General features: G+C 33.3%; 7 protein-coding genes. 1 reads left to right on the top strand and 6 read right to left on the bottom strand.

Annotated elements, in window-relative coordinates; genetic code table 11:
* Positions 1-180: 180 nt before the first annotated feature.
* The 3 genes from D0T57_RS13390 to D0T57_RS13380 are packed head-to-tail and all read right to left on the bottom strand — an operon-like array spanning position 181 to position 3,375.
* Positions 181-579: an HNH endonuclease gene (locus tag D0T57_RS13390; RefSeq protein ID WP_163273996.1), complete on the bottom strand. Its 399-nt coding sequence runs from the start codon at positions 577-579 to the stop codon at positions 181-183.
* A 30-nt stretch (positions 580-609) separates the two neighbouring features.
* The gene (locus D0T57_RS13385; RefSeq protein WP_163273995.1) at positions 610-1,611 is read right to left on the bottom strand and encodes a DUF2971 domain-containing protein; all 1,002 of its coding nucleotides are present in this window, start codon (positions 1,609-1,611) and stop codon (positions 610-612) included.
* 24 nt (positions 1,612-1,635) lie between these two features.
* Entirely contained in the window at positions 1,636-3,375 is a 1,740-nt protein-coding gene (locus D0T57_RS13380) for a DUF4209 domain-containing protein (protein ID WP_163273994.1), read from the bottom strand.
* A 108-nt stretch (positions 3,376-3,483) separates the two neighbouring features.
* Here D0T57_RS13380 and D0T57_RS13375 point away from each other — a divergent pair, with 108 nt between their 5' ends.
* Positions 3,484-5,040 (top strand): hypothetical protein, encoded by a 1,557-nt coding sequence (locus D0T57_RS13375; protein WP_163273993.1) that lies wholly within the window; start codon positions 3,484-3,486, stop codon positions 5,038-5,040.
* 587 nt (positions 5,041-5,627) lie between these two features.
* Here D0T57_RS13375 and D0T57_RS13370 read toward each other — a convergent pair.
* The 3 genes from D0T57_RS13370 to D0T57_RS13360 all read right to left on the bottom strand — a co-directional run bounded on the left by D0T57_RS13370 (position 5,628) and on the right by D0T57_RS13360 (position 12,412).
* Positions 5,628-7,634, bottom strand: a complete 2,007-nt coding sequence (locus D0T57_RS13370; RefSeq protein WP_163273992.1) for a glycoside hydrolase family 65 protein — start codon at positions 7,632-7,634, stop codon at positions 5,628-5,630.
* Between the two features lie 139 nt (positions 7,635-7,773).
* A complete protein-coding gene (locus D0T57_RS13365; protein WP_163273991.1) occupies positions 7,774-9,918 on the bottom strand; it encodes a glycoside hydrolase family 97 protein in 2,145 nt (714 codons plus the stop codon).
* 10 nt (positions 9,919-9,928) lie between these two features.
* On the bottom strand, positions 9,929-12,412 hold the full coding sequence (locus tag D0T57_RS13360) for a glycoside hydrolase family 31 protein (RefSeq protein WP_163273990.1): 2,484 nt from the start codon (positions 12,410-12,412) through the stop codon (positions 9,929-9,931).
* Positions 12,413-12,429 lie beyond the last annotated feature (17 nt).

Raw genomic sequence — 12,429 nt, 5'->3', positions numbered from 1 at the left:
TTGGGGTATTGGTTATGGATGTTGGTCTACCGGTCACATTACAGAAGATATGTTAGAGGCTTACCTGAATCATCATAAGGATCAACCCAATAGTGATGAGGATTTCATACTTGAATAATCGTTTCAAAGAACTTTAGTTTTTGTTTTTCAATCGACTTATAGTCGACACTCACACGAATTTTATTCGTAATTTAACCTATGGATTTTCAATCCATAGTCGTTAAGTGAAATATTATTATTGCTCCCAATTATAGCATTACTAACTTTGGCATTAAAATTTATAGACCTACTACTATTTTGCTTTTTATTTGATGTTTGATTTGTAACTAATTCTAATTTCTTCTTAAGAACTTCAATATTCGAAATATCTCCTTTCGTTATTTTAGAATGACATAGAGGACAAAGTAGTAATAAATTATTCATCTCATTATTTGAAGGATCTTCATCTATGTGATGAATCTCGAAATGCCCAACATCGTCATTACCACAAAACGGGCAGATAGAGCTTATTTCTTTCTGTAATTCTGCTCTTACCTTATTCTCTTTAGGAATTCTTTTTCTTGTTTTCTTTTCTTCCATTTTTAACATTATTGGTAATTAATCAAACAATTAAATTCGATATGGTATATTTGATTTTTTAATGAGAACATCTTTATATTCATGTTTAAAAAGAAGTTCTTCAAGCCCACTTTTTATAGTGTCAAAATCTAGAGAAGGGCCTATTATTATTTCTTTAATAGGTAATCTTTTAAGAACAAAAAAAGGTTCTTCCGCACATTCATTATATTTTCCCATTTTTTTATTTTTTTGAAATCTTCTATATTTTGCTTCTAAAATAATATAGGGAATTATTAATGTTTCTGATGCGCGAAAGTGAATTTCTTCATCTTCTTTTTTGACCATATTACCATCGATAGTATATTCGAATCTGTACTCTTGTTCTTCTTTAAAACTAGAACTCTTATAAGAAGCTATAATACCTTGTAGAAAATCGATTATTACTGTATTAACAAGCCATTCATATCCAAAATCTTCCCAATCAATAATATTTTTTCGTTCTTTAAAGAAAGTAATAATAATCCGGATTAATTCTTCTACAGTCTGATATTGTGAATTTTCGTCATAATCAATATGCTTACCATGAAGAGGTTGATCTATTGATTTGTCCAACTTAAAAAAGTCAAATCCGATTGAAACACCTTTACCTTGATTAGCATATGCTCTCCATTGGCTTAATAGATCACCATCCTTTGAAAAACATGTAACATATCTTTCTTCTTTATAGATGTGATCAATATGATTTTCAATCATTTCTAAAACCGAAATCTCGAAATCCTCTTTCTTCAATTTTTCAAGAACTTTTAGAATAAGGCCTACACCATAACAAAATTCCTTTTTATCGTTAAGATAATTAATGTTAGTACAAAATAAAGTTTGGTTCTCAATAATTGAGATTAACCCAGATAGACTTGTATAATGGTAGATTGTTTCAATTGAAGGAAATGTCGAATTCAATTTCTCATTTAAAAAAGCATGTTGTATCAGAATATCACTAAGTTGCATATTTAATGCTGCCCAACTTTCACCTGTTATTTTAATTTTATTTTCCACCTTATTTAGAGTATGTTAGAAGAATTAGATATTTTTATTATTGCTTGTCAAATATAGACTAACTTTATTTAATCTTAATATACAAATTAAGACTAATGTAGCTTTATATACATTATAGTCAAATGGTTTAAGAATTCCATGTGCAACATCATTTCGAATATTTAGTCCGACTCGTGTAAATGTATGTCTGAATAAAAATAAATCATCTTCATTAAATATATCTTCCAAAACAGAAGCTCTTAATAACTCATCAAATAATTTCAAAGACGAATCTCCATTATCATTGACATTAGTTATTTCACCTCCTTTAAGACTTACAATATCTCTTAATATACCTTCAAATTTAGGAACTAAAGTATCAATAGTAAGACTCCAATCAGTTTTCTTATTATTAATTATTCTACGGAATTGCTTTAGGAGTTCTTTTAATCCAATATCAATTTGTGAAAACCATGAATATTCAAAAGGTTCTTCTCTTCTGTCAATAGTAAACTCCTCTCCAAATGATGTTTTGTTTAGAAAACTTTTTAATGCCCTGTAAGTAAGTTTCTTTTTATCAATTAGTTGTAAAAGAATATCTATAGTGAATGGAAGCGTAAAATTATTTAATGAGGCTTGGAAAAATTGGTGTTCACTCATAATATCGTGAGGTATTTCTTTCTTATTATTATTTACATCAACCTGCACACTTTTGAAAAATTGATGAAATACTGTTTTTTCCATTTGCTCCTTTATAGATTCTTTTATCATTTTATATGAAATAATAGGAATACTATCACCATTAAAGCAAAGGTCAAATAAGAAGTTTTCTATAGGGGAATCCAATATAGTCTTGATTAATTTGTCAATTTCTTTATTTATTTTTTGAGGATCAGTTAAGGGCACTTTTGACTCTAACTTAATATATTTCAAATGTTTTTTATTTTCTTCTAGTGCCTTTGTTGCTAATTTTTGCTTCTCTTTATTCCCTGCACGCTTGTAATAAGCAATCATTTTAGAATAAGTATATTCATTTTGGTGAGCTACAATTATATTTTTATCATCATATGGTTTAATATTTTCTGATTCCAAATCTCCTAATAATTCATTCGCTTTTTTGAATATGAGAGTGTTTTGTGTTTTTTGCGAATATATAATAGCTAATTTAAGTAGTCTTTCTCTTATATTAAAATCACTTTCTAGTATAGACAAATCAGTACATAGTTGCGGAAACCCTGTTTGTTCTGATATCTTAAATAACTTTGAATCTTTAATCTTCTCAAATACGAAGGTTTTTATCTTTGGAGATAAAGCTTTATTATTAATGATTAATAATATCCTTTCTTTTAATTTTTCAATATCGTATTTATACTTTACAGATAATTTTAGGATAACTTCTAATACTTCTGAGAAATGAACAATATTATATTTTTCTTCATTATTTGATAAATAATATTCAAGAGCATCATTATAGTATTTTATAGCATCGCCTATATACTTATTATTTCCACTGCAAAGAAGTAACAGATGGTAATATCTGGCAAGTAGGTGAAAATTAGAAGCATTGCCAATTCTTTCTAATAAATACTTGCATATCTGCTCTTTCTCTTTAATAATTCGTTCTTTAAAAATATCAGCTTCAAAATTATGAGTTGACATATATTCATAACTAAGTCTAAACCTTTGTTCTTCTGTTAGATTTTCAAAATCGGGAAATTTCGGATGATAGTTAAATACCCTATATTCTGTTTCAATAGTATTGTAAAATTGAGCGATTTCGTCCATAGAATATTTGATTTCAATTATTACTTAAAGATAACAATATTTTTAATTAGAAATTTAACACATAAAAGTTTATCTTTATTCTTAAATATGTAATACGATTACACAATAATGAAGAAAATCCATAATATAATACTAAGAGGCAGGGTCGATTATTGGTTAAACAAATTGCCTGTTTCAAAAAACGCTTTTGAACATCCTGCTGTTGAAGGACTTTTGCATTTCATGGATACTATTGGAACCGTGAAGGATGTAGATAAAAAAATCCTTTGTGATTTTATTGATGGCTTAGTATTCATACCGTATATCATAAAAAAAGGGGATTCCGAATCCAATAATATCATTGAAAATTTAATTCGTCCAGGTCTTAATATCATTGAAGATTATGTTAAGAATGAATATCAAGACTTTCTAATTAAAGAAGAGATAACAGGAGAAGAAGTTCTAAAGATAAATGATGTGGAAATTCCTATTTCTCACAAACAAATAAAACAACATATAAAACGAACGAAAAGCTTACCTCTAACAACAAATGATATTTCAAAGATTACATCTGATTTTGTAAGGTATAAAAAAGATATGTTTAAAGAAAATAATTTGCCTACACAAAATAAAACATATAAGAATATTATATATTATCCAAGCGATCCAAAGTCTTTAATCCCAGTAACATTTTGCGGAGAGCCAATTCTTTATGAAGGATATTTTGAGGCATATCAGGCTCCATATGATATATTGATAGAACCATTACCAGGTGAACATGATTATAAAAACTGTGAAGGTTGCTTACAGCTAAGAAATAGTTTTGTTACTAACCTAACAAGTAGATATAATGGGAATGGAAAAGAGCGCCTTCCATTTCCTCTTTGTTGTGAATATCATAAAAACTTAATCAACATACAATTTTTTCGAAAAATCGATTTTGATAAAACACCGGAAATTACAGCTAAGAAAATTGTATATCTTAAGCAGCAGGTTATTAATGGCATAGAACAAGACGATTGGTATAAACGTATAACAGACTATTTCGATTATGTTTTTGAATCATTCGGGAAGATGCCGTCAAATTGCGGAGAACCTCTTTATTTTAGTGACTGTTATAGATATATATTTGAGTTTATAGAGTCATTAAAGGATGAGAAAGTTTCAAAAGAAAAAATAAAGTCACTACTAGGATATTTAAAATCATATAAAAATCCAATAGAGCAGAAAACAGATCTAAATATTTTGATGCAAACTTATGAAAAATGGTTTAAAATATTTCCATTCGCTCTCAATAGCTATTTTGGATCTTTAAAGAGTTATTTTGAAACTCATTTCCCTCTATTTCATGGAAAACCTGAGGTCAATCAATATACCAATATTGCAAAAGTAAAAGCTCATACGAAAGAGAGTTTGATTAATCATCTAATACATTTAACTGACACTTTACTAACGCAAATTAATGGAGCCGTTTTGTATGAAAAAGGACTGATTACAGATGCTAATAAAATAAAATTGGATTTAGTAATTCAAAGCAGGAAATTACAAATTCAAAAAGGCTATATAAATAAGTCTTCAAATGAAGAAGAAGGATATCGGAAAATACTAAAACAATGGTTTAAAGAAGAAAAAGATTTTATCGACGAAATTACACCGTTACTTAAAGGAAACAGCAGCCGTTTATGAGAGGGAAAGCAAATGAAGGTAACAAGAACGTAATCAGCGTATTACAGACGCGGTTCTTTTTGAAATATTGGGAATAAAAGCATAAAAAAGCAAAGTTGACGGTGATTTCAGTTACTAAATCGTTACTATTTGGATTGACTTCTTTGAATAAACGATTGATAATTATTAATTTAGATATAAATTCGGGCGTTCCCGCTCGGATCACTTTAAAATACAAGACTCTGTAAATCAATTATTTACAGAGTCTTTTTATTGATCCTGCAGGAATCAGAACCCACATATATTAATTATATAAATATTTTATTTTCAATTACTTATAAGAGTTTCAAATTTTGCATTTAAAAATAACAAAGGTAAAAGCACTACTAAATCGTTACTAAAATGTTACTGTTTGTCTGTTGTCTTTTTTATTTTCAATGGACAAATGGAAGACTATTATTTGGAATATTTTGGGTTTTACTTCTATTTCATAATTTTCATTAATTGAGGTTTTACAGAATATATAAATACCATCTTTGGCGATTCTAAGGGTATCATTTTAATGTTCCTATTGAAAATAAATATATGGCTGAGTGTTTGATTAAAATTTACTGAGTTCGGACAAAGGTCTTTTTATCTATAGTAACTCCAGTTATTGTCAGTTTCTTCCAATGCTTGGGTAGTACAGATCTTACTTGATTAATGTTTCCTGACTCGTCAATATCCAAACCTCCAAATCCCATCATCACAGCTTGTAAGACGCCTCCGGCTCCTGTCGCAAAATAAGGATTTGTACCACCTTTACATTCAGCAATCACTCTGAAAGGAGGATTGATATTGGGTTGATAAGCATCTTTAAACCAGTGATAAGCCTGATCACTATCACCCAGACGACTATACAACAATGAGAATATTGCTTGTGTCATAGCCGGAGTATCAGAATGAGGCACTTTGGTTTGATAGAATCTCAAGTCTCGTATTATTTGTTCTTTATCAGTAATAATCTTCAGCGGATATGCCAAAAGATTCACATCTGCTTGTTTAATACTCTGATCTGTATAGCTATCATGTTCTCTTGTTACTCCATTATTCATTGTCGAAATTGGGATTTTACTCGCAATCAAATTCCACTCCTCTGATGCGGCAATTCCAAGTACAGATGCACATTTAGATGCATATTGTAAATTTCGGATAGCAGTACCATTGGTATAAGCATTATTATCAATATTTTCTGCCCACTCATCAGCTGCAACTACATTCTTAATCTCATATTCCCCTTTATCATTCTTTTCCACACGGCTAACCCAAAATTCAGCTGTTGCTTTTAATATTGGCCAACCTTTCTCTTTTAACCATTCTTTGTCTCTTGTAACAAGATAATATTGCCACGCAGCAATAGCGACATCTCCTGTGATATGATGTTCGAATGCTCCTGTCAGGGCATTAACAGGAGTTTCTTCAAATCCCGAATCGGCACTTTCCCAAGGATACATTGCACCATCGTATCCATACAAAGCCGCCTTCTTACATGCTGCATTCAACCTTTGGAAACGATATTCGATCATACTTTTTGCTATTTCGGGATGAAGGAGCAACATCGGAGGATACATCCATATTTCTGTATCCCAGAATACATGACCGTTATATCCCAATCCACTCAATCCCATAGGTGATGGAGATAAAGCAGTATTTTTGCGAGTAAATGAATAAAGATGATAAAGCATGCTTCTCACATCTTGTTGTGCCTGAGCATCTCCTTCTATCTGAATATCACTTTCCCACAATTTCTCCCATTCTTTCAGATGTCTGTCTAAAAGCCTTGACTTTCCTTCCAATGCGGCGTAGATAGTCATTCGTTCCGCTTCGTTGTAAGGGTCTTTTGTATGATATGATGATATAAGGCTGCCAATTAATGCAAAAGAATATTTCTGGCCTGCTTTTAGGTTTTTCTCGAAAGACATGGCATGCATATCCGTATCGTTCATTCGGTGCATGAGTTGAGGCTGATCGTTTTTGCCTTCTTCGAAAAGAAATGTATTTGAAACAGCTATCTTTGATTTTTTTGTAGGAGTATAGGCTACCGATGTCAACAAAGGTATATTAACATGCGAGTTTGTTATACTTTGGAAATAATGCTGCTGATTATTGAGTGAGGCCGGTGTTTCTAATAGATTTTCTACATTGATGTTCACATCTTTCTGTGTCTCGATTTCTACAACCATCATTACACAATGAGGAAGATGGCGCAACGCATAGTATGAATAGGTTACAGATACAAAATCTTTATATTGAAATGCTCCGCTAAATGCTCCATTGTACATATTCAACTCTTGCCTGAAATTGTTGATGCTATAAGAAGCTATAGACTCGCCATTGAAAGTCAGCTTCATATTCAGCATATTGTAATTTGGAATAAAATTGCTGACCCTCCCTCGTTTATATACATCGTATACACCTGCTAGTACAACTTCCTTTACCCTTAATGGCTCAGGCGATGATATTATCCCGATAACGCCATTAGCGACAGTTTCTCCATAATAATTGCTCGGATCGGGCTGATCTGCCGAAAGTATCCATGGATCCTGACTATACAAATTATTACTAATAGATAACATAAAAAGAGAGAGGACGAAATAAAATATATGTATTTTCATTTTACTTAGTTTTATATATTTATGAAAAAGATCGTTGCTATTTAAGCAAATAGTAACGATCTTCAATAAAAACTTAGATACTTAAATCTTTCTTAATTCATTAAAGTTTCTTTAATCCTTTTGTCTGGGCTTTGTCAGTTACAGGAAAAATACTTATCGCCATACCGCCTCCAGGAGCACAGTGTTGTGATAATTTAGAATTACTGTTTACAACAACTTTGCGGATATGATATGCTTGCGGATTTGTCTTGTAATGCGCGGATTTGTCATCAGCGTAAATAGTGGCAATATATGTTTTGCCATTTTCCAGAAAATCAAAGTTGACAATACTATTTCTTCCCGTTTCTCCATTCGTACTTCCTACAAACCATTTGTCTGTACCTTTAGCTTTACGGGCAACGGTCACATAGTCTCCCGGTTCTGCCTCAAGATATTTCGATTTATCCCAGTCTAAAGCCACATCTTTTATAAATTGAAAAGCATCCATATACTTTTCATAGGTTTCAGGGAAATCGCAAGCCATTTGAAGCGGACTGGACATGGTTACATATAAAGACAACTGATTTACCAATGTTGTATTTACCCATGATTTGTTATTCGGGTTATATTTACTAATATCATTTTCAAAAGCACCTGGAGTATAATCCATAGGACCACCTATCAAGCGAGTAAAAGGAAGTATGGTTGTATGGTTTGGTTTACTTCCACCAAAGGCTTGGTATTCCGTTCCACGAGCCGATTCGTTTCCTATTAAATTTGGCCATGTCCGGCAAACTCCTGTTGGGCGTACGGCCTCGTGTGCATTTACCATGATCTTGTATTCAGCAGCTTTCTCAATGGCATACTGATAATGATTGTTGATCCATTGACTATAGTGATTTTCTCCGCGAGGGATGATATCTCCTACATAACCACTTTTTACGGCAGGATAATCATATTTGTTCATCAACTTATATGCATCATCCATAAAACGTTCATAGTTACGGATAGATGCAGATGTTTCATGATGCATAATCATCTTGACTCCTTTGCTCTTCGCATAACGGTGTATATCTTCAATATCAAAATCCGGATACGGAGTTTGAAAGTCAAACACAAAATCTTTGGAATGTCCGAACCAATCTTCCCATCCGATATTCCATCCTTCGACCAAGACCCCGTCAAATCCATGTTGTGCAGCAAAATCAATATATTTCTTCACGTTGCTCGTAGTTGCTCCATGACGTCCGTGTGGTTTAGCTTTGCTATAATCTGTTTTGCCAATCTGTATACTTGGAAAATCGTTGGTATACGACCAATCGCTCTTACCAGTAATCATTTCCCACCATACTCCAACGTATTTCATGGGTTTGATCCATGATGTATCTTCTATTTTACATGGTTCATTCAGATTCAATGTGATATTAGAAGCCAGAATATCGCGAGCATCGTCACTAACAATAATTGTACGCCAAGGTGTAGAACAAGGAGCTTGTAAATGCCCTTTTGTTCCATTTGCATCAGGCGTTAACCAAGATTGGAAGACGAAGTTTTTATCATCCAGATTCAGGTGCATACACGCATAATTGATCAATGCCGCTTCATGTAAATTAATATAAATACCATCAGATGTTTTCATCTGTAAAGAAGTCTGCACTCCCGTATTGGAAAATCCTGTTTGTGAAAGATTATCCGTTCTTGCAGATTCTTGAAGATGCCGAATTTCTGATAACTGGGATTTTGTATAATCGTATTCTTGGGTATCATAATCGCCCGGAATCCACCAAGCTGTATGGTCATCAGTCATAGCAAATTGAGTCAATTCCTCTTTCACCGCAAAATAAGTAAGCTTTTTTTGTTCTGGAAATTCATAACGGAATCCTAATCCATCACCAAATAAACGAAAACGAAGAATCATTATTCGCTCTGTTTCTTTTTGACTTAATGTAATTTGCATTTCATTATAATGATTGCGAATGTCTTTTGTTTCACCCCACACCGGTTGCCATGTTTCGTCAAATGTGGTATTCTTTACATCTATTACACTAAAGTTATCGTAAAAAGAAGGTTTATCGCCAAAAGATTCCAATCCTAATTTACTGGGGTTTATTACTTTTTTTCCTTTATAATTCAGTTCATATGTCGGTTCACCTTTTTCTGTTACAGAAAACTTCATTTGAAGATTTCCATCCGGAGAATTTAGCCCTTGAGACAAAGCTATCCCGGCTATTAAGCAAAAGCTTAATAGAAATAATAGTTTTTTCATAATCTATATTTTATTTGATTGTAATATTTATTTTTTCTCTTCTATCAGATATTTTTACCCAACATTCTTTAGAGTCTTCGTTCCACGACCATTCTAATGAAGAAAAATCACTTTCCTGTTTGTTTAGAAGAATATTTTCTTCCACATTTTTGATAATCTTATTATTTACAGATATGCTATTCGGTTTTTCTTTCAAATGATATTTGAGTATAATATTCCTTTTTTCTGACTGCCGAAAACCTTTATCTTTTGGTTGGATAGTAGTTGTATATCCATCATTCAATGTAGTACATAAAAAGCTTGTCTTTGAATAGATATCTTTCAGATAATCCAGATTCTCACCTTCGTCTTCATAAAGTTCGAAAGAAGTACTTTCATCTTCATAATTCGGGAAGATATGAACAAATAAGGGGTAATCCTTTTTCTCATGTATAAACTGCATAACAGGCATTATAGGAATAATAGAACCTTTTTTTACGAAAATAGGAATTGTATTTAACGGTGCACGATAGGCAATAGTCTGCCCACCCAGATAGACTGTTTTTTTATCATTGAAATCTATCCATTCTCCATCAGGAAGGTATATTCGTTTTACACGTTCACCCTTTTTTAGCACAGGAGCGACTAATAATTCCTGTCCGAAAATAAATTGGTTATCAATTTTTATTGCTTCCTCGTCATTCGGATACTCCATAAACAAACCTCTTGTTATGGGCAATCCCGTATCGTGTGCTATGCGCGAATAAGTATACAGATAGGGGAATAGTTGATATTTCAACTCTATAGCTGCTTTAGTATTCTTTTCCACTACATCACCAAACATCCAAGGTTCAACAGCATTATCACCCTCATGATGTGCACGGCTTAACGGGCAAAATACGCCGAATTGCATCCATCGGGTATATAGTTCTCCCATAGCATTATAATCGGTGATATCACCGCAATACCCCGATATATCTGTTGTCCAGAAAGGAATACCGCCTAATCCGGCAGAAACTCCTACTGCTACCTGATTTTCGAGTTGTCCCCAACCTTCCAGCACATCATTACCGTTGCCGCTGTCGTTTGTCCATCCGAAAGTATACCGTTGTAAACCTGCGTAAGCGGAACGTGTCATCTGGAAAATACGCCTGTTAGGGTTCCGTTTATCAAACTGTTCTTTTACTACCTTATCCCAAGTAAGCCCGTACACATTATGTATCTCATCATGCATACCTATGTAGTGCTTCATATTTAGGCGGTCAATATCTTCTTCGTTACTCCATGCAGGTTCGCCCATATCTGTCCAGAAACCGCTTATCCCATCATCAATAGGTTTTTGTTGATAAGTACCCCACCAATCAGCTACTTCAGGGATTGTAAAATCTACCACACCACAGTTTCCTCCCCAGGGCCAAGGCATATCGTAGGATTTTCCGTTACGAACATCTTTGACAAAATAACCTGATTTATCGGCTTCTTTCCATTGTTTATCATTCGCCTGTGACACTACCGGATCTTGCGACACAATCATCTTGAAGCCCTGCTCTTTCAATGTTTTCAACAGACCTTTCGGGTCGGTATAATTTCCTTTACGCCACTCGAAATCCTGTAAATATTGTGTCCATCCTATATCCTGATAGATTATATCGCAAGGAATCTGACGCTTACGGAATTCGGTTGCAACTTTCAATGCCTGAGCCTCTTTGGTGTATAAGCCGCGACTTTGTGCAAAGCCTAATGCCCATTTAGGAGGCATGATAGGTTTACCAGTCAGGTTGATGTATTGCTGCTGTATGTCTTTATAATCTTTTCCAAATATGAAATAGTAAATAAAAGCTCCGTCCGGTGCTTCGAATGAATAGTACTCGTCAGATTCTGTTCCGAACTTAAATTCGGTTTTATATGTATTATCCAGAAATATTCCATAACGGTAACTACTCATAAAAAATGGGATACTTTTAGCCAGTGGGTCTTCTGTTAAGCTGTAACAAGGTCGGTCGCTGTTCCACATTTTGTAAGAACGTCCACGGCGGTTCAACGGTCCTGTCTTTTCTCCAAGACCAAAAAACTGCTCATCATTGCGCAAAGTTTTATAAGCTTTTACTGCTTTTGAATCGGCTACATGTCCTTTCTCTTTAAAATCACTAAAAACCAACTTCTGCCATTTATCGAATATTTGCAGCTGCATCGGATTCTTATTTACCCGGATGCGTAGCTTAGATGTGAAAATTTCGTAGCAGGACGGTTCGTCATTTACATTGATTTCTCCAATATCTTCCAGATTTTCATTAACAACGGCAAATGATTCATTACCACGTACAAATTTTCCGGATTGATCGAACCATACTTTGACTACTGAACTACTATTGATTGTCAATGATAATTTTGAGCCGTCTTTACAATTAAATATGACCTGATTGCCATTCTTAGTATAGGAGATACATTCTCCGGCAATCAGTGTTGCCGAAGAAAATATCAATCCCATGATAAATAACCAAACTTTCTTTATCATAATAGTCTGTTCTTTAA

The sequence above is a fragment of the Dysgonomonas sp. 511 genome (assembly GCF_010501105.1).
Classification (GTDB): Bacteria; Bacteroidota; Bacteroidia; order Bacteroidales; family Dysgonomonadaceae; genus Dysgonomonas.
This window is presented reverse-complemented; position numbering and strand designations above follow the sequence as displayed.